Here is a 25,622-nt window from a genome sequence, read left to right on the forward strand (position 1 = left end):
GGAGGGCATCATGCCTGTAGCACCGGGACGTTACCGTCACTACAAAGGGAATTACTACGAGGTCATCGGCACGGCCAGGCACAGTGAGACCGACGAGGCCATGGTGGTGTACCGTCCCCTCTACGGGGAAGGGGGGCTCTGGGTGCGTCCCGAGGGGATGTTCCTGGAGACGGTCCTGGTGGAGGGGGAACCGGTACTGCGGTTCACCCCTTGTCCCGCCGACTGAACGGGAGGGGACTGGCTCCGCCAGGTGCCTGTCCCCTTTTAGTTCCCCTTTCACCTTTGTTTCCTTTCCCCTTCAATTTCGATTTTGCTTCTCCTCGACAGTCACAGACCCGCCACGCGCCTTTCCCAACTGACATAGCCCGTCCTGCAGATAAATGTTTACGAATAATCATGGTTTAGTTTCGTTTTATAGAGTTGATTCTAATTGACTTTTCATAGTGAAAAGGTGTAATTGGAGTTTGCCTATTATGAGCCTCAAGTTCTCTGAGACAATGCCGACTTGTCCAATAAGGGGTTTGAGTTTTGATTCGCTTGCGGAGGGGCCTGCTTGGGTGAGACGGTAGCCGAGATACTGGGGGTTCTGACCGATTATTTCGGCGAAGATTTCCAATCGTATTCCCAGTCCCTTGCGGAAAAGCGGGTCGCGGAACGGATCAAGCAACTCCGTCTTCCCGGCCTCGAGCAGTACTACCGCCTCCTGCAGACCGACCCGGGCGAGCCAGCCCACCTTTCCCGCATGCTGCGCATCAGGTTCTCCAGCTTCTTCAGGGATCCGCTCCAGTTCGAACTGCTCAGGACGCAGATCATGTCCAGCCTGCTCCCGGCCTCGTCGCAGGGGGGATTCCTGCGCGCCTGGTCCGCCGCCTGCGCCGCCGGCGAGGAAGCATGCTCGCTGGCGATCATCATCGACGAGACGGTGCAGCTGCTGGATGTGCGCCCCACGGTGCAGATCTTCGCCACCGACGTGGCCGAGGATGCCCTCGAGGAAGGGCGGGCGGGTTACTATGGCCGGGGGAGCCTTGCCGGCGTCACCCTGAAGCAGCTGGACACCTACTTCAAGGCCGACGGCAACGGTTACCGCATCGATCCCAAGCTGTTGTCCATGATCAGCTACTGCCGCCACGACCTCCTCGATCCCCATACCTTTGCGCCGCCGGAATCCCTCTTTGGCGGTTTCGATCTCATCTGCTGCCGCAATTTTCTCATGTACCTGGACCCGCAGGCGTACCTGAGGGTGTTCGACAACCTGTTCCGCGCGCTGAACCCCGGTGGGGTGCTGCTCCTGGGCAAAGCGGAAACGGTGCCCGAGCGCTATCACCAGCACCTGGTGCGGCTCTACGAATTCGGCAACCTGTACCGCAAACAGCAGGCAGGGAGGTGCTGATGCGTATCCTGATCAAATCTCTGGCGCCCGTTTTACTGATCTCTTTCTGCCTGTGCGCCTGTTCACGCGACGAGAGCGGAGGCGCCCGCGCCAAGGTGAAACCGGCCGCCGACAGATACGCGGGCTACAACTTCGGCGGCGACGAGGTGATCGACCTGGGTTCGCAACCGCTGACCCTGCCGGAAGGGGCTGTCGCCGAGCTGATCTCCCGCGATGCCGCGCTTGCCTCGCGGCTGGCGGCCTCCGGCAGCTCCCTGCGCGTGCACCCGTTCTTCAAGGGGAAGGACATCGCCGAGTTCCTCGCCTCCGGAAAACTCCAAGGGGGGATATTCGCGGACATGCCGGCGCTTACCGCCGCCGCCACGGGGGACTTCGTCTGCGTGGCGCTCATGAAGGAGGGCTTTGCCAGTATCATCTCCCGCAAGGCGATGCTGATGCGTGACCTGAAGGGGAAGCGCGTCGCGACCGGGGTGGGTTCGGCGGCACATTTCACCCTGTTGAGCGCGCTGCAAAACGAGGGGCTGACCGAGAAGGACATCACCCTGGTGCCGATGGAGGTGAGCGAGATGCCCCAGGCGCTGGCAAAGGGGAAGATCGACGCCTTCAGCGCCTGGGAACCGACGCCGACCCTGGCCTTCGCGGCCCACCCCGAGTTCCACCTGGTGCACAAGGGGCTGAGTTACGGCTTTCTCTGCCTGCGCCGTGACTTCGTACGCGCCCGGCCGGCAGAGGCGCGGGAACTGGCCGCCGCCGTAGGACGTGCCTGCGCCTGGATGCGCATCCCCAAGGACCTGGAGCAGGCCGCCGGATGGACCGCCGCCTCGGCGGCAAGGCTGCAGGGGGCGCCCTACCAGCTCAACCGACGGGCCATGACCAACATAATCCGCAACGACCTGCTCAACGTTCCCGGCGCGCCGCGCATCCCGGCGGCGCTCATGAGCGAGGAGGGGTTGCTCTACAAGAAGTTCACTTTCCTGAAGCGGATCGGCAAGATCCCTGAGTCCACCCCTTGGGCCAAGGTGCGGGACTCTTTTGACATTGAAATGATGCGGCAGGTCATGGCCGAGGGGGACAAGCTCGCCCTGCAACGATTCGACTACCGCAACTCTGACCCATCGGACGGTGCTAAATGAAAAAGAGTATCTTCCAGACGCTGAAGGGGCGTCTGGCTTTCTGGTTCACAACCATCTGCCTGGTCCCCCTGGCGCTGGTTACCACGGCGATCTACACCCAGCGGGTCCAACTGGCCAGCGCGCTGATGCTGGACAAGCTCTCCGCGGTCACGGCGCTGCGCCAGGACCAGATCAACTCGGTGCTGGACAACCTGATCAGCGATGTAGCCACGCTCGGTACCGGAAGGTCTGTTCTGGTCGCGGCGCAGGCCCTGGCGGCGCAGCCGGCGGCCACCTCCGGCGGCGCCGCAAGCGACAGCCTCGGGCTTCTGCGCGGCTACCGGGAGGAGTTCGATCCGGTAGGCGACGTTTCCATCGTGGCGGAAGATGGTCGGGTCCTGCTCAGCACCGACCAGGGGAGGGTAGGGGGGCGCGTCGCCCGCCCTGAGATGGTCGCGACCGCCCTCAACGACTCGGCGCCGGTGATCGGCGAGCCCTACCTTTTTGCGGGGGAACTGAACGCGAGCCTGGACATCGCCGCACCGGTGAAAAGTGCGGGAACGCTGGGCGCCCGGGCCGTCGTCGTGGTGCGCTACAACCTGCGCAAGCTCCTCGCAACCACGCTGGAGAACAACACCGGCATGGGGCGGACCGGCGAGGTGGTGCTTGTCGACCGCAACGTGAGGCCGCTGGTGGAACTGCACGGCATACCCAACGCGGTGCTCAAGGTGAAGCTGACCGGCAAGCCCGCGATGATGGCGGCAGGGGGGCAAAGCGGCATCGCCCAGACCACCGACTACCGCGGCGTCAACGTCCTTTCCGCCTATGCCCACATCCCGCGCACCGGGTGGGGGTTGGTGTGCAAGCAGGATTCCGCCGAGGTCTTCGCGCCCATCCGGCGCACGCTCTACGTGACCTACGGCATAGCTGGGCTCATTGCCCTTCTGGTGTGGGCTTTCGCCCTGAGGCTCGCCCGTGGCCTCAGCGCGCCGCTGGTCAAGCTCTCCGAAGCCGCCACCGAGCTCGGTGCCGGTCACTACGACGCCCGCATCGAACCGGAAGGGACCCTGGAGCAGGTATCGCTGGCTGGCTCCTTCAATGCCATGGCCGACACGCTGCAACTCAAGATGGCAGCGCAAAAGGGGCTGGCGCGGCTTTCCGAGCACCTGGTGGACGTGGTGAGCCTGGATGATTTTTTCCGGAAACTGCTGCCGGTCTTTGTGGAGGTCACCGGAGCCCGGATGGCGGCCGCTTTCGTCCAGGACGGCGACGGGGACCACTTCACGCCCATGCACGCCATCGGGGCTGACTCGGCCCGCATGCGCCGTTACAGCAGCACGCAGCTCGAGGGTGAACTGGGCATACTGCTCACCTCGCGCAGGATCTCGCGCTTCGCGCCCGCCCCAACCGGCGAGGGGCTGCGCTTCGTCACCCCCTTCGGCGAGATCGCGCCGGCCGAACTGATCACCGTCCCGGTGGAGGCCGACGGCGAGCTGCGCGCCTTCGTGTCGCTTGGCTGCGAGCACCCGTTCCCGCTTTGGGTGCACGACACGCTGGAGATGGTCCGGGTGCCGCTGGGCTCCGCCTTCTCCAGGGTGGTGGCGGGCGAGGATGTGCGCCGGCTCGCATCGGAGCTGGCGGTGAAGAATGCCGAACTGGTGCAGCAGTCCGAGGAACTGGTGCAGCAGTCAACGGAACTCGCCCAGCAGTCCGACGAACTGGCCCGCCGCAACCAGGTCCTGGACCAACAAAAGCAGCTTCTGGAGGAGGCGACCCGTCTGAAGAGCGAGTTCCTCTCCAACATGAGCCACGAGCTGCGTACCCCGCTCAACTCGGTGCTGGCGCTGTCCCGGGTGCTGGCGGTGCAGGCGGCCCAGCGCCTCTCCGAGGAGGAGCGCGGCTACTTGGGCATCATCGAGAGAAACGGCAAGCACCTGCTCTCCCTGATCAACGACATCCTGGACCTGGCCAAGATCGAGTCCGGGCGCCAGGATCTGTTCATGGAGACGGTGGACCCGGCCAAGGTAGCGGGCGAGGTGGTGGACAGCCTCGCGGTGCTGGCCCGGGAGAAGGGGATTGCCCTGTCGTTGGTCGCGCCCGATACACTGCCCGAGATGCACATCGATGTGAAGAAGCTGCGCCAGATGCTGCAGAACCTGGTCGGTAACGCCGTGAAATTCACCGCGCAGGGGTCGGTCACGCTACGCCTGGAGGCGCGCGGGACGGAAATCATCTTCGAGGTGAAGGACACCGGCATCGGCATCGCGCCGCAGTACCTGGAGAGCATTTTCCTGGAGTTCCGCCAGGCCGACGGCTCCACCTCGCGCTCCTACGAGGGGACCGGCCTCGGTCTCGCCATCGTCAAGAAGAGTGCCCTGCTTCTCGGTGGGGACGTCGAGGTCGCCAGCGAACTGGGGCGCGGCTCCGTGTTCACCCTGCGCCTCCCGGTGCAGTGCGCTGCCGCCGCTGCGGAGAGGCGATCCGGCGCGCCAGCCGGGATCACCGGCATGCCGGCGCCCCTGGAGCCGGAGTGGCGCCCGGCTCAGGTACCGGGACGCTCGGTGCTGGTCGTGGACGACGACCCCGAAGCGGTCTCGCTGATCACGACCCACCTCGGCCAGGCCGGGTTCGGCACCCTGAGCGCCCTGAACGGCCGCGACGCCCTGCGCCTGGCCCGTGCCAACCGCCCCTTCGCCATCACCCTCGACATCATGATGCCCGAGATGGACGGGTGGGAGGTGATGCGGGAGCTCAAGGAACATCCTGAAACCGCCGATATACCGGTCATGATCATCTCCCTCTCCGAGGACCGCGCCACCGGCATCGCCCTGGGTGCGGTGGGGGTGATCAGCAAGCCGGTGGGCAAGGAAGAACTCATGGAGGCCTTTGCCCGGTTGACGGGGGCGGGGTGCCGCCTGGTGATGGTGGTCGACGACAACGAGTACGACCGCTGCTTCCTGGCTTCGCTGTTCAAGGAGAAGGGGCTCGACGTGCTCCTCGCGGAAAGCGGGCCGCAGGCGCTGGACCTTGCCGTGGCAGACCATCCCGACCTGATCACCCTTGACCTCCTCATGCCGGGCATGGACGGCGCCGAGGTGCTGGACCGGCTCAGGTCCAACGCGTGCACCGCCGACATCCCGGTGGTGGTGATCACCTCCAAGGAACTCTCCCGGGCCGAGTTGCAGCGCCTGTCAAGCGGGGTGAACGCGATCATCTCCAAGAACGGCCTGGAGCGCCAGGCGGTCCTGGACGACCTGGTGCGCAGCCTGGAGCGCCTGGGAATGCGCATGCCCCAGCGCGACGACAGCGGGGGGGCCAGGATCCTGATCGTGGAGGACAGCGAGGCCGCGACGGTGCAGCTGCGCTTCGCCCTGGAGTCGGCGGGCTACCGGGTCGACGCGGTTTCCGGCGGCAGGTACGCGCTCTCCTACCTGAAGTCCCACGTCCCCGACGGCATCGTTCTCGACCTGATGATGCCCGAGGTGGACGGCTTCCAGGTGCTGGAGGCGGTACGCTCCAGTAGTCTCACCGCCGGGGTGCCGGTGATGGTGATGACCGCCAAGACGCTCTCTCCCGGCGAGTACGACCGGCTCAGGGAGCTGAAGGTGCACCAGCTGGTACAAAAGGGAGACGTCGAGCTCCAGGAGCTTTTACAACGGGTCTACGAGATGCTGGGGAGCGTGAGCGTGTTCCGCCCCGGGAGCGCCGCTGCCTGCGCCCCGGCCGCGCAGGTAAATGATGCCCCCGCGTGGCAAGGGGACGGTTCGCTGCTGGTGGTGGAGGACAACCCGGACAACCTGGTCACGCTGAAGGCGACGCTGGCAGGGAAGTACCGCGTCGTCGAGGCGTGCGACGGGGCCGCGGGTCTCGACGCCGCGCGCCGCGGGTCGCCTTCGCTGATCCTGCTGGACCTGCACCTGCCGGTGCTGGACGGTTTCGCCGTGCTGAAACATCTCAAGGAAGACCCGGCTACCGCTGCCATTCCGGTGGTGGCGCTCACGGCGAGCGCCATGGCCGGTGACCGGGAGAAGGTGCTGGCGGCCGGATGCGCCGCCTACCTTTCCAAGCCCTATCAGCCCGAGGAGTTGCAGGAGCTGGTGGCGAGTTTCGTCGCCCCTGCGGGGGACACCCCGCTTTAGAACGCGCAGCGGCCATCCCGAAAGGAACCATTGAGCATGAAGCTTCTTGCCATCGATGACAACCAGGACAACCTGCTCACCCTGAGCGCGCTTTTGAAGGCCTTTCTCCCCGAGGCGCAGCTGATCACCTCGCAGTCGGCGCAGGACGGCATCCGCCGCGCCGGGATGGAGGCGCCGGACACCATCCTGCTCGACATCCAGATGCCGGGCATGGACGGCTTCGAGGCTACCCGGCGCCTGAAGGCCTCCCCGGCGACCCAGCACATCCCGGTCATTCTGGTCACCGCCCACAGAAGCGACTCTGCCTGCCGCGTCATGGGGCTCGAGTGCGGTGCCGACGCCTTCCTCTCCAAGCCCTTCGACGAGGCGGAACTGGTGGCGCAGATCAAGGCGATGGTGAGGATCAAGCGCTCCGAGGACGCGCTGCGCCAGGAGCGTGATTCCCTGGATGCGCTGGTGCAGCGGCGCACCGCACAGCTGTCCGAGGCGAACCGGGAACTGCAGGAGCACCTGGAACGGCTGGTGGAAAACGAGGCGCGCTATTCGCGCGCGGTGCGCGGCACCAGTGACGGCCTGTGGGACTGGGACCTGGTCAGTAACGACTATTACTACTCGCCCCGCTGGAAGGAGCTCCTGGGCTTCGCCGACGACGAGCTGGTGAACCGCCCGGAGACCTTCTTTTCACGGCTGCACCCCAACGATCAGCCCGAGGTCCAGGACGCCCTGTGCGCTCACTTCCTGGGCCAGACGCCCTTCGACCTGGAGCTGAGGCTGAGGACCAGGGAAGAGGAATATCTGACCGTTCGCTGCCGGGGGCAGGCGGAATGGGACGAGGCGGGGGAGCCGGTGCGCATGTCGGGAGCGATCACCGACATGACCGAGCGGCAGTTGATGGAGGAGCAGCTGCGCCAGGCCCAGAAGATGGAGGCGGTGGGACAGCTTGCTGGCGGGGTCGCGCACGATTTCAACAACGTCCTCACCGTCATCGCCGGCTACGCCAACATCCTGAAGATGGATCTCACCCCGGAGAGCGTGCACTACGGACTGGCGGAGCAGATCTCGGCCGCCGCCGAGCGCGCCGCGCAGTTGACCCGTGGGCTGCTTGCCTTCAGCCGCAAGCAGGCCATAAGCCCGCAGCGCTGCGACCTGGGCGAGATCGTGCGCCACGTCGAGCAGTTCCTGGGGCGCATCATCGGGGAGGATATCCAGGTCAAGACCGAGATACTGCCCGAGCCGCTGCCGGTGCAGGTCGATCTGGCCCAGATCGAGCAGGTGCTGGTCAACTTGGCGGCTAATGCCCGCGACGCCATGCCCGGGGGCGGTGTCTTCACCATAGCCACCGGACTGCGCGAGGGGAGCAGCTACGCCCACGGAGCAGCCGCCGGCAAGCATGCCGTCATCATCGTCGCCGACAGCGGGGAGGGGATGGACGAGGCAACCAGCCGCAGGATCTTCGAACCGTTCTTCACCACCAAGGAGGTGGGGAAGGGGACCGGCCTGGGCATGGCCATCGTGTACGGCATCGTGCAGCAGCACAAGGGGAGCATCTCGGTGAGCAGTACCCCCGGGCAGGGGACTGTGTTCACCATCGAACTTCCCCTGGTCGAGGGTGGGGCGGCGCTGCAACCGGTGCTCGGCCAGCAGAGCGTGCCCCAGACGGGCTCCGAGACCATACTGGTCGCCGAGGATGATCCCAACGTGCGCAGCCTGGTGGACATGGTGCTGAGCAGGCACGGCTACCAGGTGATCCTGGCCGAAGACGGCGAAGAGGTGGTCCATCGCTTCCAGGCGGAACAGCACGGGATAGAACTGGTGCTGATGGACATCATCATGCCCAGAAAGAACGGCATCGAGGCCTACGCCGAGATCAAGAAGATCCAGCCCGGGGCCAAGGTCCTGTTCACTTCCGGCTATACTGCCGATTTCATTCAGAGCCGTGGCATGAAGGAAGGGGTCGAACTGATCATGAAACCGGTGCAGCCGATGGAACTGCTGCGCAAGGTGCGCGAGGTGCTGGAGCGTTAAATGCCCCACCCGTGATAAGGGGTTTTTGCATTAAAATAATTTATTCTTATTTTATTTTCGCATAATTTATGCGGGAATATGCGACTTCGGCTGGACAGACTCGTTCAGCTAACCTCGTGACTCTAAGAAGTTTTTACTGAATCCACCCTCAGGACCGGGGGTGGATTTTTCGTTTTATATTCTGATAATCCGATTTTTGAGTGGAACGGTTGATGCTGATATTGGGGTTAACTGCCCATCGCCTGGGTGAAACTACCATAGATAGGCTTGGCGGTGAGGTGGTTAATGGCTCGATATCACTGCCAGATTTTAGACCTGATCCTGGTGGTGCATGGAAATCCGCAGCAGTACACCGTTGTCAAGCTGAGTGGTTTACCCCAATGGGTGGGATATTTCCCTCAGCATCACTCAAAAGGAGGTAGCAAAGATGAAAAAACTGTTAGCTGTACTCACCTGCCTCGCCATGCTCCTGGCACTTGCCGTGCCGGTAGCGATGGCGGGCAAATCCACCGACAAGACCGCACCGGTCACCACCGCTTCGCCCTTGGGGGGCACCTTCGCCAGCGCCGTCACCGTGACCCTGACGGTCAACGAGCCGGCCACCACCTACTACACGACCGACGGCACCACCCCGACCACCGGTTCGCCCGTCTACACTGCTCCCCTGACCATCAGCAGCACCAAGACGCTTAAGTACTTCTCCAAGGACACCGCCGGCAATCTGGAGACCGTCAAGTCCCAGACCTACACCATCGGCACCCCCACCTCTACCCACGCCACCCTGACCTGGACCGGCTACGCCATGTGCTCTTCCTGCCACACCAGTCAGGCTCAAGCCATGTACCAGAGCGTACACTACCAGTGGAAAGGATCCGCAGCCGAGATGACCACCGGTCCGGCGACCCAGGGCAAGATCGACGCCACCGACGGTTCTTCCGCGTTGAACGCGTATTGCATCAACATCCAGGGTAACTGGGGCCCCTGTGGCGCCTGCCATGCCGGTACCGGCGCCAAGCCGGTCGCCACCGGCAACCCGTCCGCTGCCCAGCTCGCCTCCATCGACTGCCTCATGTGCCACGCCGATGCCACCAACGCTCCCTACAGCCGCGTGCGTAACGCCACCACCGGGCTGTTCGAGCCGGCTGCCGGCCTCGACATGAACCTCGTGGTACAAAAGGCCGGCCAGAAGCCGACCCGCAAGAACTGCCTGGGCTGCCACGCCAAGGCCGGCGGCGGCGACGCCGTCAAGCGCGGCGACATCGCCCTCGCTTCCGGCACCACCTCTGACGTCCTTTACGACACCCACATGGCCATGGGCTCCGGCGGCAACATCCAGTGCCAGGGCTGCCATACCTACACCAGCCATCGCGTGGCCGGTCGCGGTACCGATCTGCGCCCCGAGGACAGCACCGTTGAAGTGTCCTGCGCCACCAGCCTGTGCCACTCGACCAAAACCAGCCTCACCACCAGCCACACCACCTACGACACCAGTCACCATGTGGGTCGTGTAGCCTGCCAGGCCTGCCACCTCCCGACATACGCCAAAAACGCCAACGACACCGCAAACACCGAGGCCACCGAGACGCATCGCAACTGGCAGGTCGGCGAGTGGAACGCCACCTTGAACCGCTACGAACCGACGCCGACCAAGGCCAACGACCTTCTACCGAAGTATGCCTTCTGGAACGGCACCAGTTGGGGCAACAACGCCTTCGACGCCGCCGCCCTCGACGCAGCTACCGGCGCCTACAAGATTTCCCGTCCAGTCGGCGCAATCAACGACCCGGTCGGCACCAAACTGTTCCCGTTCAAGTACAAGACTTCCAGCCAGGCGCTTGCTAACGGCAAGCTGGTTACCCTTTCCACCGCAACCTTCTTCGCTACCGGCAACTACGATCAGGCCGTCAAGGACGGTTTAGTCTATATGGGACTGCCTAGCACCACCCCTTACACGACCGTAACCACCGACGAACTGCAGTTGCTGAACCACCAGATTCCGCCTGCGACCGGCAACGTGCTTGCCTGCACCGATTGCCATGGCACGACCACCCGGGTCAACCTCCCGGCCCTCGGGTACGCTCTCAAGGCTGCCGAGTCCGTTGTCTGCGTTCAGTGCCACTCGCAGAGGACCAACAAGGGGTGGGCCTCCGTCCATAGCGGTCACGTTGGCTCCAGGATGATCGACTGCTCCATGTGCCACAACTTCTCCCGCGCCACCGAGCGGAACCTGAAAATAGGCATTATGTAATCCGATTTGTTTTTTTCCGGGGCGACCGACAAGGTCGCCCCAATCTCATACGGCTTTGGGGGAATTATGCTTGCCATCTTCGTTCGCTTGGTTTTCGGCTCGCTGCTAGTCAGCATCGTCCTGGTCCACCCCGTTCCATCATGGGCCGCACAGAGCCTGGGCTATATCGTCGAGATTGCGGATACCGGCAAAAGCCGCGAGTTGGCCACTCTGATTGAAACAAAGGTATATCGATGCGTCATCCCGGCGAAGAACATGTGGGTGACGGACCAGCAGAGTAACTGCGCGGTCTGGATCGGCAAGAATGTCCCGCTGGAGATGTTGCGCGCGGTGCTTCCGGAGGCGATGCGTCTCAACCCGCATCTCAAGTTCTTTTATATCGTCGGCGACCGGGGGGAGAAGCCGCCGCAGGTGGTGGACAATACGCTGCACGTGGGGGGGCACATCGAGGCTGCCCTGGTGAAGAAACTGAACATGATCGATCAGCAGGAGATGCTGGCGCAATTGGGCAAGGCCGCCTCGCTTGAGGATCTGCACCGGTACCTGCACGAAAAGAACAAGCCCAAACCGGAGCAAAAGCCGGCGTCCTGATGCGCGGCAGCGGCTCTGCACGGCTTAGATCGTGTTCCCTCTCCCTCTCGGAGAGGGTGCCCGCAGGGCGGGTGAGGGGTGCTGATCAGGAGTGTGCTTGCAGATCGCGGCGCCCTCACCCCTGCCCCTCTCCCAGAGGGAGAGGGGGAACCTTGGGGAATCCAGACCCGGGCGAAGCAATAAAAACGGCCGCGTCCCTTTCGGGAGCGGCCGCCCTGTTTTCCATAGGCTAACTACTGCTAGGCGAAATCTTTTGCGTTGATGACGACGCCGCTGCGTGTCCCGTGAACGCTGGACCAGTATGCCTGGGCCACCTGCTGGGCGGGCATCCCGCCGGAACTATCCATTCCGAGCGCTTCCAGGGTTTCCTTCACCCAGGGAGGACTCACCACGTTGATCCTGATGCCGCGGGGCAGCTCCAGCGCCGCGGCACGCACGAAACCTTCCAGGCCCGCGTTGATCATGCTGATCGAGGTGCTCCCGGGCATGGGCTGATGGCTCAACACCCCACTGGTGAGGGTGAAGGAGCCGTTGTCGTTGATGTAGTTCATCCCCACCCGGACCAGGTTTACCTGTCCCATGAGTTTTCCCGACAGCCCGGTCTGGAAGTCCTCGTCGGAGAGTTCGGCCAGCGGACCAAAGTGCGCCACGCCGGCTGCGCAGGCCAGGGCGTCGAACTGCCCGACCTCCCTGAACATGTTCTCTATGGACTCCTTGCTGGACATGTCGACCCGGTGATCACCGCTTCTGAAGGCGACCATGACCACCTCGTGTTCGGTCGCCATAAGCTTGGCCACTGCCTTGCCGATGGTTCCCGTCGCTCCTACCACTATGATCTTCATAAGCCTGTCCTCCCGTGTTGGCGCTGTGGCGTCCCCGGGCTCGACGGGCCAAGCCCGGCTAGAGACCGAGGTACAGCGTGAAGTATATCTGATCTTCCCCGCCTTTGTTGAAGCCGTGGGCGTATCCCAGCGCCGGAGTCACCTTGACCCAGTATCCGAGCGTGACGTCGGCGCGCAGCTCGAAGCCGGCGCCGACGCGGGTCTCGTCGCCGTGGAAGGACCTGCGGTCGTCCCAGACCTGGCCGGCGTCGACGAAGAGCGCACCGTGCAGTTTCTCCGCGAAGGCGGGTACGGTGCCGTAGCCGCGCAGCGGGTACATGATGGGAGCCCGGTACTCCAGGGTGCCGGTGGCGATGTACTTGCCGGCCATGGAGCGTACCGGGTAGCCGCGCAGCGGGAACTTGTTCAGGTCCGAGGGGGGACCGCCCATCTGGAAGGCCTCCTGGCCGAACTGCAGGTCGCCGTCGGCGAGGGCGCCGGAAAGGCGCAGGTAGAGCACCTGGTGCCGGGGCGAGGCCAGGGGGAGGCGCAGGTATTCCTCGTAGGTGGCGCTGTACTCGGAGAGGTTTATGTCGCTCCCCAGGTCGCGCGAGTAGTAGCGGTAGAGGAGCGAAACGCGCCTGCCCTCCTCGGAGCTGACCGAGTAGGGGTACTTGAGCACGTCGTCGAAGTCGATCCCGGCGAAGACGTTGTCGCGCCGCCCCTGGAACACGGGGACGCCGTAGAGGGTCCCGTCAGGGCTCAGCGCGCTGAGGGCCTTCTGATCGACGATTTCATAACCGGCCAGCAGGCGGTAGCGGGATTCGAGCCGGTTGATCGGGATGGATGCCTGCACGGATACGCCCTGGTTCAACTCCCAGTAGTCGTTGCCGTTCTGGTACAGGTTCGCGTACAGGAAGGGCTCGGCGTGCGCCTGCAGGGTGAGGGTCGGGTAGAAGGAGTCGTTGTTGTAGAGGAGGCTGTAGTAGCCCCGCTTGCGTTCGTTGCTGTAGGCGGCGCTGACGGCGTAGCTGTGGTAGCCCAGAACGTCGGCACCCGCGGTGAAGGCGCCCACCACGGTGCCCTTGGGGCCGTCGACGTAGAGGCGGGGGAGCCAGAAGCGCGGCAGTAGGGTGGGGAGGGGGGTGTAGCCGGCGGCAGTGCTTAAAGCCTGGGAGGACTGGGAATCCTGGGAGTCCTGGGAAGCATGGGAAAGCTGAACCGACTGAACAGGCGATAAGGCAGCGGCGGCGGCAGGGGATGCTGCCGGTGTTGCTGAGGCTGCGGAGGCTGCGGAGGCTGCGGCGACTGCCGGGGCACCGGCAGGGTGCGACGCGGCGGCGGGGAGGGCGCGGGTCAGGGGGAGGGAGGGACCACGCTGCACGCGCCACTCACTGCGGTCCAGACGCATCTGGACGATCTTGAAGCCGCGCGAGGTGTACCGGGCCAACAGCAGACGGCTCCCGTCCGGCGCGGGCTCGGGCTGCAGCGCGCCGGTCAAAAGGTGGCTCACCTGGTAGCTCTTGCCGTCGCGCAGGTCATAGGCGAAGACGTTGAATACGCCGGTTTCGTCGGAGACGTAGTAGATGACGGATGCGTCGGCAGCCCAGGCTGGGTAGGCGAGGGTGTTGCCGGCGCTCAACAGGGGGCGGTCGGTTTTCTGCACCAGGTCGTAGATCCTGAGGCTGCTGGTCCCCGCGTTGTCGGTGAGGACGTAACAGATGGCGCGACCGTCGGGAGAGAAGCGCGGGCCGGAGACGCGCTCTTCGGAATAGGCGGTAAGGGGTACGGGTTTGCTAACCTGTGCGTCGGCGGTGAGCAAAACCAGATTCTGACTGCCGCGACTGCTGGCAACGGCCACGAAGGACTTGCCGTCGGGGCTGACCTGGACCTCGCCCAGGCGCTCGCCTTTGGTGATCCGCCTGGTGCAGTCACGCTCCAGGTCGTGCACGTAGAGATCCTGGTAGAGGTCAAAGCCCCGGGTTACCTCGGCCTGGGTGAAATAGATGCTCCTGCCGTCGGGGGACCAGCTCAGGCTGCCGTCCGACAACTGGCGCCTGAACTCGGTGACCTTGCGGCCGGAGGCATCGGTAACGACGACGGTGGTATGGTCGCGCGGGTCGCGCCTGGTGAAGGCAATGCGGCTGCCGTCAGGCGAGAAACGCGGCGACGCAAGATTTTCACCCTGGTCATAGACGGTGGTGAGCGGGGTGAAGGGCTGCCGGGACAGGACGGCAATCCGGGCGGACTGCTCGTCCCTGAGCGATGCGATCATGTCCCGGTACACCTCGCGGTAGGTCTTGCCCTGGAAGTTCTCCTTGGCGGGGCCACTGATGGTGTAGGGGAAGCGTCCCGCGTGCCCCAGGGCGAGTCTGCCGGCGAGGTCGTTGCCGTAGGTCTCGGCGATGTAGCGCTGCAGGCGGTAGCCGTAGATGTACGGCAGATGCCCTGAGGGCCAGTCGGGCACATCGCCGTTGATCTGGTCCACCGTGGGGAGGTTGTCCTCGGCGACGGCGCTGCGGAAGATCATGTCGTAATAACTGCTCTTGCCGCGTCCCTGGCCGGTGTACTTGGTCTCGGCCCAGGTCGCCATCCCCTCGTGCCACCAGCGCGGCAGGAAGGTGTTGGGAGGGGCCGTCACCAGGAAGAGCACGACCGAGATGGGATCCATCCAGGGGAGGGGCTTGCCGAAGATGGTGCGGGTCACTTTGGAGTAGCCACGCGCCGGGTCGGCGGAAACGATGTGCGCGAACTCGTGGGTGAACAGCGTCCTGAGCCAGTCGTCGTACTCTCCGAGCGTGGAGGAGACGCCGGGGGGGACCACCTGGAGGTAGATGGTGTTGTAGGGGATGGTGATGGCCAGGCCGTTGGTGAAGTCGCTGTCGTCGACCAGCACCACCTGTGTCTTTTCGGCCGGTCGCCACTGGAACTCCCCAGTCAGCTTGTCGTAGATATCTTCGGCCATCCCGGCGGCCCTGCCGGCCACCCCTTCCAGTCCCTGGTGGTAGTGGATGGCGAAGTGCTTCGTTTCAACGGTGGAGTACCGGAACGAGGTGTCGAACTTTGCGGCATGAGAGACGGATACCAGGCACAACAGTGCAACGACGGCAAGACATAACGATTTCATGCAACTCCCTTCCAAACGGTTGAGGTGTCCGGGCGGCGGAGGTCGGCTATTCGAGCCCGACCAGTTCCCTCCCTTTGGGGTATTCGATGACGAGGTCGTAGGAGACCTTCTTCTTCTCGGACGGAGCGAGTTCCACCTTCCAGACCAGGGTCCCGTCTTCCTTCGTCTCCGATGGTTTCGGAGCGGCGTCTTCCACCGCGACCTTGATCTCGGCGTTACTCGGCAGCGGCTGCTGGTCCTTGAGGAACACGGTGACCGGGCGCTGTTTGAAGTTTTCCACGTCGATGGTGACGTGGTAGGTGACGCTGCTGCCGCTGATGATGCCGCCTTTCTTCTTGACCCGTGCCACTTCGCGCTTCACCTTCACCTGGTCGTCGCTGCCGAAGTAAAGGTCGAACTCTTCGCCGGAAGCTACCGTCTTCAGATGGCTTTTGCCGACGAAGGTGGCGTCGTTGAAGATGCTTGCCTCGCCCGCCAGGAGCGGGAAGGGGGTGCGGTTGATCACGGTGGATTTGAGATAGACCCGCGGGGAAAGCTTGGGCACCGTCACGTATTCCAGGGTGACGGGAACCGTTTCCGCGGCGATGACGCTGGTGGCGCGGGTGCCGTCCGTGGCTACGTCAACCGGCAGCGCCACCTGGAACTGGACCGAGGTCTGTCCCTGGGCGACCTCCGCCGGCACAAAGCCGGCCGGTTCCATGCGATCCTCGGCGGGGGCGCCTCCAAAGGTCGGCTCCTGTACGGGCGCCGGGGCCGGTGCGGCCGCGCCGACTGCCATTTTGCGGGAGAGGTACGGCATGGGGCGCGGAGGTTCGTAAAACGAGATGTGCCACGGAGTCAACTCTGGTGCGCCGCCGCCGGCCGCCGGGCTCGCGGTGGAGAGGGTGAGCTTCACCTGCTGCCAGCTCTCGCCGCTCTTCTGCCAGACCTGGGCGCGGTAGGTGAGGAGAGCCTCCTTGCCGTCCGGTGCCAGGCGCACGTCATAGGCAGGGAGCCAGCTGGCCTGGGCAACCAGGTAGCTGAGCTCGAGATCGAATTTCATGTCGCGCTCAGCCTCGATGGCCACCTGGACCGAGCGTACTTCTTTCTGGGGCTCCGCCCGGTACTGCGCCAGTTCCTTCCTGAGTGCCGCGATCTGCTCCTGGAGCGGCTTTTGGGCGGCCTCGGCGTCATAGAGTTCTTCCTCGATCTTGCCGGTGTTGTCACCCACGAAACGGACCGCCTCGGAGAGCTCTGCAGCGGTAGGCTTGCCAAGGCCCAGTTCCTTGGAGATGCGCTCCCCCCAGCCGACCCGGATGGAATCGACGAAGGCGCGCTGGGCGCCCAAAGCCTTGCGCCGCGCCTCGATCGCTTCCACCTTCCGGTTCAGCCGGGCAATTTCATCCTCGAGCTCGCGCACCCGCGGATCCTTGCTGCGGTCCAGGAACACGTTCTTCACGGTGATGCCGGCGATCCGGGCGCGTCCGGTTCCCTTCCCCTCGGCCCTGAGCGATTCCTCCGCCATGAGCTGGGGCAGGTTTTCCAGCGTCACCAGGTTGGTCCCCGCCTTCAGGGCGACGCTCGCCTGGCGGGTTACCTGGGCGGTGTCGGCATAGACGGTCACCGCGGTGATCCGCGAGGGCGCGGTCTGCGTCGTGGTCGGCGCCGCGAGGGCGAGCGACGAGCTAAGGAACAGCAACAGGGAGAGGGACAGCATCCTCATTTTCATAGGAACCTCGGGTGTTTGAAGTCCCCCTTTGCGAAGGGGGATTTAGGGGGATTGCTCTTGGTTGTGGAGCAGCAAAATCCCCCCTGTCCCCCCTTCGCAAAAGGGGGGGACGCTTGGGCCCATGTAGCGCTAGGAGCGGCAAGATTGCTGATTGTTTATTTTTTCTTGGAGGCGTAGCTGTAGTACTTCAGCTTGATGTTCTCCCACATCACCAGGCGTTCGCCCAGCATGGTCATGACCCGCACCTCGCCATCCTGGGAGATGACGAAACCGAGACTGCCGGGGTTCTGGCAGCAATAGCGCATCATCGACCTGTGGCGGGTCCCGAAGTGGTTGTAGCTGACCGGCCGCAGTTTGGCCTCGCTCCCCATGCGGTCGGTGGCGATGAAGACCCGGTCCGGCTCCTGCCAGTTCTTGATCTCGACGCCGTAGCCGCGCACCACCAGGTTCGGGTCCATCACCACCAGCCCGTCTACCCGCGTCAACAGGGCGATGAACCAGATCACACCGTCGATCTCGTTCTTGTTGGCCCGCAGTTCCTTCTCCAGGCGTCGCAACTGCTGGAACTGGTCCGCGGAAAGTTCCCTGGGTCTCGCCTCGCCGTGCCCGAGCAGGTGCCGTTCCAGGTAGTCGGACTTGATCTTGGTGACGGCGTTGGACTGCAGCGAGGTCGGCAGTCGGTCGTAGTTGATGCCGTACTTCACGTTGAGGTCGTCAGGGGTGATCTGCGGCGTGATCAGGATGGCGCCGCCGTTCTTGATCTTCTGGATCCTGAGCAGGATCCTGCACAGCACGGAGATCCACTGCTGTGCGTGCAGTTCGTCGCCCACCCCCGGCGCCTGGTAGATGTCATCGGGGATGTGGCTGCGCACCCCCTGCACGAAGCGCTCGATGCCCGACGCCAAAAGCTCGCGCACCGGACCTTCGCGGAACAGGTCCAGCGAGTGGCGGATCACCTCGTTGACCCTCAGTTCCGCCACCTTCTCGTAGCGCATGTAGACGGCGATGATGCCGATCCCCTCGACGCTGGCCTGGAATACGCCCGGACGCTCCACTTCGACCTCGGCGGAGCGGTTCAGGAACTTGTGGAAACGGTTCTGCTGGTCGACCAGCCCCCAGATGTAGAGCTGGTCCAACTGGTCCGGCCAGACCACGAAAGACGAGGTGCGCAGGTCGGTGGACTTGGCGATCTTGACCACGTTGGAGACGGTGAAGGGGATCGGGTCGGCGAAGGGGATGTAGCTCCAGCGGTCCCGGGCGGGGTTGCGCGGAGGCTTCGGGTCGGGCTGGCTCGGGTCGAGAAAGACCATGTGCAACAGTACCGGCTCCGACTCCTCGGTGCGGAGGCTGGAGTAGTACATGGTCTCCATGAGCTCGATGATGACCTGGTCGTCCGGCACCACCGCCTTGCGCTTGCGCAGTTCGTTGCAGACGAATTCGGCCAGGTGGCGCGGGGTCTTGTTCTTGATCGGCATGGCCGGCGGCAGCCCTCGTGGTTGGTTTGTTACTGGTTCGGGTACTGGGCGAGTTCCAGCAGGATCCCTTCCGGCCCGTGAAAATAGATGAGCTTTTTCCCCGTCTTTTGCCAGACCTGCACCTCGCCGATGAACTGCACCCCGCTGCCGCGCAGCCGCGCCACCTCGGCCTCTATGTCGGTGACCGCGAAGGCCAGGTGACGCAGGCCGAGACGGTTGGCGATGCCGACACCGGCATCGGGTTCGCCGCCGGCGTCGAACTGCAAAAGCTCGATGGAAAGGTCGGAGCCGGGGTGGTGCAGGGCGGTGAACCTCCCTCCCGCGCAGCGCACGCCGGTCAACTTTTCCAGGAAATCGGTGTCGAGGCCGGAACTGATGCCGGGGGTAAAGCCGAGCAGCGCGAAAAAGGCGGTGGCCGCTTCGAGGTCGCGTACCACGATGTTGAGATGATCGATGCGAGATATCATGAGAGCCTTGTCGGCCGCCGCAGGTGCGACAGCAGGGGGGTGAATTGTTAATGAGGATAACAACCTTTCGAACGTTGCGCAACGTAGTATCTCCAACTGGTTACCCTCCGTTGCCGGCTGTCGTGGCGCTCACTTTCTATAGCGCGTCCGTGACGGCAAGTCAATGAGAATGGATTCAGTTCTTCAGCCCGGGCCGGAATGTGTCGACGGAAAGGGTGAAATGGCAGCGCCTTACCTTCCCTGCTGGCGTAACTAACCGAAACTATATTCTTTTTTAAAAGTCTAGTATGATGGTGGGTAATGGAGTATTTTTTGTTGACTGTTTTGGTTTGTTTGCGTATGGTGGCTAAAATCGCACAGCGTCGTGATGTATCTTGGATTGCCAGAGGGAGCAGTACCCATGAAGATTGACCAGGGAAAAATACGGGAGCTCGTCGGCCGGCCCGCCCCATACTCCCCCGACCAACTGCGGCGGGAAGCCAACGTCTTCTACGTGGGAGGGGATCTCCCGGAACGGCAGACCATAGAGACGCTGTATGACAGCCATTATCAAAGCAACGCCGCGCTCTTTCACCTCACCTTCGGCGACGAAGAGCGCTTCGCCCAAGCTGAAAACCTGGCCCGGCTGATCAAGAAAAACTTCAACGCCTACCTGGTGGGGAGGGTGGACTTCTGCGCCTCGCAAAAGGCCGTGGAGCGCGCCTACGCCGCCGGGGTCGACATCCTCGACATCCCGCTGCATGCCTATGACCATGCCCGGTCCAGGGAGTCCGGCTGGCATTTCGAGGAGCGCCTGCACTCGCTCGATTACGCCCGGGCCGTCTTCCCGCGCTGGTCCGTGGTGTCGTCGCTGGACGCGGGGTGCGAGCCTCCCGGCGCCACCGTGGCCGGCATCGACGCGCTGCTGGAGCGCGACATCGTGCCGCTGGTGCAAGTGACCAGCGCAGCCGCCGCGCTCCCCACCGAGCAGCTCACCAGGGTTTTCCAGCATCTGCAGCGGGGCTGGCAGCAGAAGAGGGCGCTTATCAAGCCGTTGTTGCCTCTCATTTTTCTGCTCACTCCCCTCGTGCCCGCTGCCCCCAAAGGGATCCTGCGCGGCTTCATCGACAGCATCGAAGACCGCAGGCTCCTGGCCGGTTCCGATCTCCGGCGCTTGCTGCGGGTGAAAGAAGTGGCAGAATCTTACGAATCCTCCGGGCTCTAACTAGGGATCCGGTCATGAAATCGAGCAACGAGGGCACCCGCCAACAGATGGAATCTAAGCACTTCCTGGACAAACCGCTAAAAATCGACAACCGCCCCCTGTGGCTCATCGTGCTGGACCGCACCGCGCGCTACCAGGTGATGGCCGCCGTCGCCCTGGTGATCGGTTTCCTGATCCGCCTGGCCCCGCCCGAGGGGCTTTCCGTCGAGGGGTACCGCTCGCTGGTGCTCTTCGGCGCCACCGTGTTCTTCTGGATCTCCGGGCTTCTCCCCATCGCGGTCACCGCGCTCCTCTCCATGGTGATGCTGCCGCTTCTGGGTATCATGGACGCCAAGAAGACCTACTCCATGTTCGGCAACGAGTCCGTCTTTTTCATCCTTGGCGCATTCATCCTCGCCGCCGCCCTTACCGGCACCGGCATCTCCGCACGTATCGCCCGCGCCATGCTGGCCCGCTTCGGCAGGACGCCGACCCGGCTCGCCCTCACGGTCTTCCTGCTCTCGGCGTTTCTCTCCTTCATCATGAGCGAGCATGCCGTCGCGGCCATGCTCTTTCCGGTGGTGACCGAACTGGCGACCGCCTTGCATCTGGAGAAGGGGAGGAGCAACTTCGGGCGTCTGCTGTTCATGTCCATGGCCTGGGGGTGCATCATCGGCGGCATCGCCACCTTCCTGGGCGGTGCCCGGGCACCGCTTGCTGCCGGGCTGCTGCGGGAGGCCACCGGTCTTCACTTCACCTTCATCGAGTGGTCCACCGCTGCCTGCATGATCGTGCTGCCGCTATTGGTGCTGGGGTTCGCAATACTGCTCAAATTCTTCCCGCCGGACCTGGACGATGTTGAAGTGGGACTTAAATTTCTCAACGGCAAGCGGCTGGAAATGGGGAAGATCAGTTTCGACGAGATCCTCACCGCGCTTGTCATGGCGGTCACCGTCGCCTGCTGGATGTTCCTTGGTGAGAAGACCGGCCTGGCCGCCATCGCCATCCTGGGGGCGGCCGCCCTGTTCACCTTCAAGGTGATCTCCTGGCAGATGATCGAGGAGTACGTCAACTGGGGCATCATCCTCATGTACGGCGGCACCATCGCGCTCGCCTCGGCCCTTGAGAAGACCGGCGCTGCGGTGTGGGTGGTGAAAAAAGGGATGGGCGACCACGCGCACGCACCGCTGGCCGTGATCGCGGTCATCTCGCTGGTGGCGATCCTGGTCACCGAGTGCATCAGCCATGCGGCGGTGGTGGCGATCCTGATGCCGGTCGGCATGGGGCTGTGCCAGACTACGGGGATGGACCCCAAGGTGATGACGCTCTCCATCGCGCTCCCGGCGGGCCTTGCCTACTGCCTTCCCATGGGGACCCCGGCCACCGCCATCGCCTACGCCTCGGGATACCTCAAGAGTCGCGACATCATCGTGGCCGGCGCCGTGGTGATGGCGATCTCGTGGCTGCTGTTCATGGGTAGCGTCGTGTTCATTTGGCCCGTGCTCGGGCTGAATATATAAGAGGAAAGCATGATATCCAAGAAGACGAAGTATGGCCTGAAGGCCCTGATATACCTGGCACGGAAGTACGACCAGGGGCCGATCCTCATCGCGGACCTGGCCCGGGACGAGAGGATTCCCAAGAAGTTCCTGGAGAACATCCTGCTCAACCTGAAGAACAGCGGCATCCTGCAGAGCCGCAAGGGGAGGGGCGGGGGGTACTACCTGGGACGGCCGCCCCAGAAGATCACCTTCGGGCAGGCGATCAGGATCATGGAGGGGCCGCTGGCGCCGGTCCCCTGCGTCAGCGAGATGGCCTACGCCAGGTGCACCGAGTGCGGCAACGAGGCGACCTGCGGCATCCGGCTGGTCATGAAGGACGTGCGCGACGAGATGGCCCGGATCCTGGACGGGACCACGCTGGCGGACGTGATTAAGAAGATGGACGAGGCGGGGGCGCGCCAAGAGGACGTGCTGGATTTCTGCATCTGAGAGCGAGCTGCAGAAGGGACAGGCTCCGTTTGGTGCCTGTCCCTCTAGCGGAACGCTCTTTTCAGCTCACCAGGAACGCTCTTTTCTGCTCAACCAGGTTTCACAAGCCCAAGGGGGACAGGCACCTCGCGGAGCCCGTCCCCTCCAAGGTCAAGGGGGACAGGCACCTGGCGGAGCCAGTCCCCTCCTTCGAGGAATGGTTGGCCCAATGACTACACAGCTAAAGGCGGTGCTATGAAATACGACGTGGTCGGGTTGGGTGTCTGCACTATGGACCTGCTCATGGTGGTGGATGAACTGCCGGGAGGGGAACTGGTGCAGCGGGCGCATGCCTCGGCCCTGGCGGGGGGAGGGCCGGTGGCGACGGCGCTGGTAGCCCTGGCGCGCCTGGGGGCGCGCTGCGCGATGCTGGATCTTGTTGGCGGCGACCTGATCGGCCGCATGATCGTGGCCGAACTAGATGCGGAAGGTGTCGATACGGCGGGCATGGTCATTGACGCCGGCAGCACCTCTTCTCAGGCGACCGTCCTGGTCAGAAAGCGCGACGGCGCCCGCGCCATCACCTTCGCGCCGGGAACCTCCGCTGAACTCTCCCCTGCAGGGGACTGGCTCCGCAGGTGCCTGTCCCCTTTTGAGGAGATGATTCGCTCCGCAAAGATCCTGCACCTGAACGGACGGCACTGGCAGGCCTGCCTCAAGGCTGCCCGGATGGCGCGGGATGCCGGGGTGCTGGTTTCATTTGACGGCGGTTCGCACCGTTTCCGGCCTGAGCACGTGGAACTGTTGCCGCTGGTGGACATCTGCATCGTCGCCGAGGAGTACGCCGCGAGTTGCACCGGGGCCTCCTCACCGGGGCAGGCCGCACAGGCCCTCCTGCAGTACGGCCCCCGGGTGGTCGGAGTCACCAGCGGAACGCGAGGGAGTGTCCTGCTGACCCGTGACGGCGAGATTTTGCACCAGCCGGCTTACCCCGTGGAGCAGGTGATCGACACCACCGGCGCAGGCGACGCCTACCACGGCGGCTTCCTCTTCGGCCTCGCGCGTGGGCTGTCATTGAAAGACTCTGCCCGCTACGCCGCGGCGCTGGGCGCCTTGAACACGAGAGCCCTGGGCGGCCGCGCCGCTTTACCCACCCTGGACCAACTTCAGCAGTTCCTCGAACGTCGCGGCTAGCGCCTTGCCGGCGCAGGCCGCTGCCCCGCCCAGATACTCCACAACACCAACACCCCACCCACAATCTGCAGGGGCGTCAGGCTCTGCCCCAGCACCAGGAAACCGAGCGCCGTGGCCATGACCGGGCTCAACAGCCCCAGCAGCGAGACCGCGGAGGGCTGCAGGCGCCGGATCCCCCAGAAGAAGATCATGTAGGTGATGCCGGTGCCGAAGACACCCAGGTAGGCGTAGCCGAGCACGTTCTTGACGCTAAGAGCCGCGAGCGGCTCCTCGAAGAACAGGGCGAAGGGAAGCAGGAACAGTCCCCCGAAAACCAACTGCCACCCGGTAAAGGCGGCGATGGGAAGCGGTGTTGCAGCCCAGCGCTTTGTGAGGACCGTGCCGAGGGCCATGCAGCCGGCGCCGGCAAAGGCAGCCGCGAGGCCCATGGCGTCCAGCCGGGCGGCCGGGGTGAGCACCAGCAGGGCGACGCCTACGACGCCGGTGCCGGCCGCGATCCAGGCAAGGCGCGTGGGGGTGCTGTTCAGGAGTGGCCGGGAGAGCACGATGACCGCCAGCGGCTGGGTCGCTATCACGGTAGCGGCCACCCCGCCGGGGAGCCGGTAGGCGGCAATGAAGAGCAGCGCCTGGAACACGCCGATATTCAAAAGCCCCAGGAACAACAGCCGGCCCCACCACTCCCCAGTAGGCGCGCGGCGCTGCAAGGCGATCATGACCAGGCCGATGGGGAGCACGCGCAGCAGTGCCGCGGTGAGCGGGTGGTTCGGGGGGAGCATCTGCGTGGTCACGATGTAGGTGCTGCCCCAGATGCAGGGGGCGATCGCCGTGATGAGGGAGGTGCGCACAAGGTGCCGGTTCTTGTCGGTTGTCATGATCTTTCTAACCTGGTCTGTCGCCGGTTGGCTCAGATGAATTCCTCGAAGTAGTCGAGATCCTTGTGGAAGGTCTCCTGCAGCCGCGACAGGGAGAACAGGGCGATGACCAGGGTGAGCACGCCGACGACGACGGCGCCGGTCTCGATGCCTAAGCTCTTGCGGGCCACCTGGAACAGCATGGTGATGGGGATGGTCATGCCGCGCACGAAGTTGGGCACCGAGGTGGCGACGGTTGCGCGCAGGTTGGTGCCGAACTGCTCGGCCGCCACGGTGACGAAGATGGCCCAGTAGCCGATGCCGAAGCCGAGCAGGCAGCAGATGGCGTAGAAGGCGCCGGCGCTCACTCCCGCGGCACTGAAGTAGACGGCGACGGCGGCGACGGTGATGAGCAGGAACAAGAGCACCACCTTCTTGCGGCTTTGCAGCAGCTGGCTCAGCACCCCGCTGGCCAGGTCCCCGCCGACCAGGCCCAGGTAGCAGTACATGACTGCATTGCCCGCACTCACCGCCCCCTGCACCTTGAGCACCTTGGCGAATTCCGGGGAGAAGGTGATCAGCACTCCGACCACGAACCAGGACGGGAGACCGATCAGGATCGAGTGCAGGAAGCGCCCGAAACGGTCCCGCGAAGTGAACAGGGCCAGGAAGTTCCCTTTGGGCATCTCGCGCGACTCCATCCCCTTGAACATTCCGGATTCGGCCACGCTGAGCCTGAGTACCAGGAGCATCAGTCCGAGGACGCCGCCGATGACGAAGGCGGTGCGCCAGTCGAACTGCTTGGCAACGAAGTTGGCGAGGATGGCGCCTGAGACGCCGACCGTTGCGACGATCATGGTGCCGTAGCCCCTGATGGAGCGGTGCAGCACCTCGGAGACCAGCGTGATCCCTGCGCCCAACTCGCCGGCCAGACCGACCCCGGCCAGGAAGCGGAGCAGGGCGTAGGCCTCCATGGAGTGCACCGTGGCGTTGGCGAGGTTGGCCAGCGAATAGATGAAGATGGACCCGAACATGATCTTCAGGCGCCCCTTGCGGTCCCCGAGAATCCCCCAGAGGATCCCCCCCAGCAGCATGCCCGCCATCTGCATGTTGAGCAGGAACACCCCCTGGTCGATCAGTTCCTGTCCTGCCAGTCCGATCCCCTTGAGACTCGGCACCCGTACGATGCTGAACAGCACCAGGTCGTAGATGTCGACAAAATAGCCCAGTGCAGCCACGATCACCGGGAGGCCCAGTACCTGCCGCCACGCGGTCGCGGAATGTTGGCTCGTTTCAGTCATGCGCGTCTCCAGTGTTGTGA

18 protein-coding genes are annotated in these 25,622 nt (G+C 64.0%); 11 read left to right on the top strand and 7 right to left on the bottom strand.

The genetic code is table 11. The annotated features are described in order from the left end of the window. Positions 1-10: 10 nt before the first annotated feature. The 7 genes from JFN91_RS12820 to JFN91_RS12850 all read left to right on the top strand — a co-directional run bounded on the left by JFN91_RS12820 (position 11) and on the right by JFN91_RS12850 (position 11,505). A complete protein-coding gene (locus JFN91_RS12820) occupies positions 11-226 on the top strand; it encodes a DUF1653 domain-containing protein (RefSeq protein ID WP_199389589.1) in 216 nt (71 codons plus the stop codon). Between the two features lie 327 nt (positions 227-553). Then, complete coding sequence (locus tag JFN91_RS12825) at positions 554-1,390, top strand: CheR family methyltransferase (protein WP_199389590.1); 837 nt, start codon at positions 554-556, stop codon at positions 1,388-1,390. Then, on the top strand, positions 1,390-2,523 hold the full coding sequence (locus tag JFN91_RS12830) for an ABC transporter substrate-binding protein (RefSeq protein ID WP_199389591.1): 1,134 nt from the start codon (positions 1,390-1,392) through the stop codon (positions 2,521-2,523). Before JFN91_RS12825 ends, JFN91_RS12830 begins: the two co-directional genes overlap by 1 nt. Further along, positions 2,520-6,641 (top strand): response regulator, encoded by a 4,122-nt coding sequence (locus JFN91_RS12835; RefSeq protein WP_199389592.1) that lies wholly within the window; start codon positions 2,520-2,522, stop codon positions 6,639-6,641. Before JFN91_RS12830 ends, JFN91_RS12835 begins: the two co-directional genes overlap by 4 nt. 36 nt (positions 6,642-6,677) lie before the next feature. Next, entirely contained in the window at positions 6,678-8,666 is a 1,989-nt protein-coding gene (locus tag JFN91_RS12840) for a response regulator (RefSeq protein WP_199389593.1), read from the top strand. A 427-nt stretch (positions 8,667-9,093) separates the two neighbouring features. Beyond that, on the top strand, positions 9,094-10,914 hold the full coding sequence (locus JFN91_RS12845) for a chitobiase/beta-hexosaminidase C-terminal domain-containing protein (protein ID WP_199389594.1): 1,821 nt from the start codon (positions 9,094-9,096) through the stop codon (positions 10,912-10,914). 66 nt (positions 10,915-10,980) lie between these two features. Further along, complete coding sequence (locus JFN91_RS12850) at positions 10,981-11,505, top strand: hypothetical protein (RefSeq protein WP_199389595.1); 525 nt, start codon at positions 10,981-10,983, stop codon at positions 11,503-11,505. 239 nt (positions 11,506-11,744) lie between these two features. Here the strand turns inward: JFN91_RS12850 and JFN91_RS12855 are convergent, their stop codons facing one another. The 5 genes from JFN91_RS12855 to JFN91_RS12875 form a co-directional block, all read right to left on the bottom strand. Then, positions 11,745-12,347: a short chain dehydrogenase gene (locus JFN91_RS12855; RefSeq protein ID WP_199389596.1), complete on the bottom strand. Its 603-nt coding sequence runs from the start codon at positions 12,345-12,347 to the stop codon at positions 11,745-11,747. Between the two features lie 58 nt (positions 12,348-12,405). Beyond that, positions 12,406-15,453 (bottom strand): BamA/TamA family outer membrane protein, encoded by a 3,048-nt coding sequence (locus JFN91_RS12860; RefSeq protein ID WP_199389597.1) that lies wholly within the window; start codon positions 15,451-15,453, stop codon positions 12,406-12,408. Between the two features lie 46 nt (positions 15,454-15,499). Then, complete coding sequence (locus JFN91_RS12865) at positions 15,500-17,161, bottom strand: mucoidy inhibitor MuiA family protein (RefSeq protein ID WP_199389598.1); 1,662 nt, start codon at positions 17,159-17,161, stop codon at positions 15,500-15,502. A 155-nt stretch (positions 17,162-17,316) separates the two neighbouring features. Beyond that, complete coding sequence (locus JFN91_RS12870) at positions 17,317-18,636, bottom strand: putative sensor domain DACNV-containing protein (RefSeq protein ID WP_199389599.1); 1,320 nt, start codon at positions 18,634-18,636, stop codon at positions 17,317-17,319. A 29-nt stretch (positions 18,637-18,665) separates the two neighbouring features. After that, a complete protein-coding gene (locus JFN91_RS12875; protein WP_199389600.1) occupies positions 18,666-19,103 on the bottom strand; it encodes a VOC family protein in 438 nt (145 codons plus the stop codon). Between the two features lie 400 nt (positions 19,104-19,503). Here JFN91_RS12875 and JFN91_RS12880 point away from each other — a divergent pair, with 400 nt between their 5' ends. The 4 genes from JFN91_RS12880 (at position 19,504) to JFN91_RS12895 (ending at position 23,450) form a co-directional block, all read left to right on the top strand. Continuing rightward, the gene (locus tag JFN91_RS12880) at positions 19,504-20,307 is read left to right on the top strand and encodes a hypothetical protein (protein ID WP_199389601.1); all 804 of its coding nucleotides are present in this window, start codon (positions 19,504-19,506) and stop codon (positions 20,305-20,307) included. Positions 20,308-20,321: 14 nt separating this feature from the next. Next, complete coding sequence (locus JFN91_RS12885) at positions 20,322-21,806, top strand: SLC13 family permease (protein WP_236015122.1); 1,485 nt, start codon at positions 20,322-20,324, stop codon at positions 21,804-21,806. 9 nt (positions 21,807-21,815) lie between these two features. Continuing rightward, complete coding sequence (locus tag JFN91_RS12890) at positions 21,816-22,277, top strand: RrF2 family transcriptional regulator (RefSeq protein ID WP_199389602.1); 462 nt, start codon at positions 21,816-21,818, stop codon at positions 22,275-22,277. Positions 22,278-22,511: 234 nt separating this feature from the next. Next, entirely contained in the window at positions 22,512-23,450 is a 939-nt protein-coding gene (locus JFN91_RS12895; protein WP_199389603.1) for a carbohydrate kinase family protein, read from the top strand. Here the strand turns inward: JFN91_RS12895 and JFN91_RS12900 are convergent. Both JFN91_RS12900 and JFN91_RS12905 read right to left on the bottom strand, forming a co-directional pair. After that, the gene (locus JFN91_RS12900) at positions 23,447-24,322 is read right to left on the bottom strand and encodes an EamA family transporter (RefSeq protein WP_199389604.1); all 876 of its coding nucleotides are present in this window, start codon (positions 24,320-24,322) and stop codon (positions 23,447-23,449) included. The two genes, JFN91_RS12895 and JFN91_RS12900, sit on opposite strands and share 4 nt — an antisense overlap. 32 nt (positions 24,323-24,354) lie before the next feature. Further along, positions 24,355-25,602, bottom strand: coding sequence for an MFS transporter (locus JFN91_RS12905; RefSeq protein WP_199389605.1), 1,248 nt, complete (start codon positions 25,600-25,602; stop codon positions 24,355-24,357). Positions 25,603-25,622: the final 20 nt, after the last annotated feature.

The organism is Geomonas anaerohicana, assembly GCF_016458305.1.
GTDB classification, from domain to species: Bacteria; Desulfobacterota; Desulfuromonadia; order Geobacterales; family Geobacteraceae; genus Geomonas; species Geomonas anaerohicana.

Bases quoted from the DNA above. Each gene is read 5' to 3' on its own strand.
- JFN91_RS12855 (WP_199389596.1), bottom strand. From the start codon at position 12,347: ATGAAGATCATAGTGGTAGGAGCGACGGGAACCATCGGCAAGGCAGTG.
- JFN91_RS12890 (WP_199389602.1), top strand. From the start codon at position 21,816: ATGATATCCAAGAAGACGAAGTATGGCCTGAAGGCCCTGATATACCTG.
- JFN91_RS12895 (WP_199389603.1), top strand. From the start codon at position 22,512: ATGAAATACGACGTGGTCGGGTTGGGTGTCTGCACTATGGACCTGCTC.
- JFN91_RS12830 (WP_199389591.1), top strand. From the start codon at position 1,390: ATGCGTATCCTGATCAAATCTCTGGCGCCCGTTTTACTGATCTCTTTC.
- JFN91_RS12860 (WP_199389597.1), bottom strand. From the start codon at position 15,453: ATGAAATCGTTATGTCTTGCCGTCGTTGCACTGTTGTGCCTGGTATCC.
- JFN91_RS12865 (WP_199389598.1), bottom strand. From the start codon at position 17,161: ATGAAAATGAGGATGCTGTCCCTCTCCCTGTTGCTGTTCCTTAGCTCG.
- JFN91_RS12850 (WP_199389595.1), top strand. From the start codon at position 10,981: ATGCTTGCCATCTTCGTTCGCTTGGTTTTCGGCTCGCTGCTAGTCAGC.
- JFN91_RS12875 (WP_199389600.1), bottom strand. From the start codon at position 19,103: ATGATATCTCGCATCGATCATCTCAACATCGTGGTACGCGACCTCGAA.
- JFN91_RS12885 (WP_236015122.1), top strand. From the start codon at position 20,322: ATGAAATCGAGCAACGAGGGCACCCGCCAACAGATGGAATCTAAGCAC.
- JFN91_RS12870 (WP_199389599.1), bottom strand. From the start codon at position 18,636: ATGCCGATCAAGAACAAGACCCCGCGCCACCTGGCCGAATTCGTCTGC.
- JFN91_RS12905 (WP_199389605.1), bottom strand. From the start codon at position 25,602: ATGACTGAAACGAGCCAACATTCCGCGACCGCGTGGCGGCAGGTACTG.
- JFN91_RS12900 (WP_199389604.1), bottom strand. From the start codon at position 24,322: ATGACAACCGACAAGAACCGGCACCTTGTGCGCACCTCCCTCATCACG.
- JFN91_RS12840 (WP_199389593.1), top strand. From the start codon at position 6,678: ATGAAGCTTCTTGCCATCGATGACAACCAGGACAACCTGCTCACCCTG.
- JFN91_RS12880 (WP_199389601.1), top strand. From the start codon at position 19,504: ATGAAGATTGACCAGGGAAAAATACGGGAGCTCGTCGGCCGGCCCGCC.
- JFN91_RS12835 (WP_199389592.1), top strand. From the start codon at position 2,520: ATGAAAAAGAGTATCTTCCAGACGCTGAAGGGGCGTCTGGCTTTCTGG.
- JFN91_RS12820 (WP_199389589.1), top strand. From the start codon at position 11: ATGCCTGTAGCACCGGGACGTTACCGTCACTACAAAGGGAATTACTAC.
- JFN91_RS12845 (WP_199389594.1), top strand. From the start codon at position 9,094: ATGAAAAAACTGTTAGCTGTACTCACCTGCCTCGCCATGCTCCTGGCA.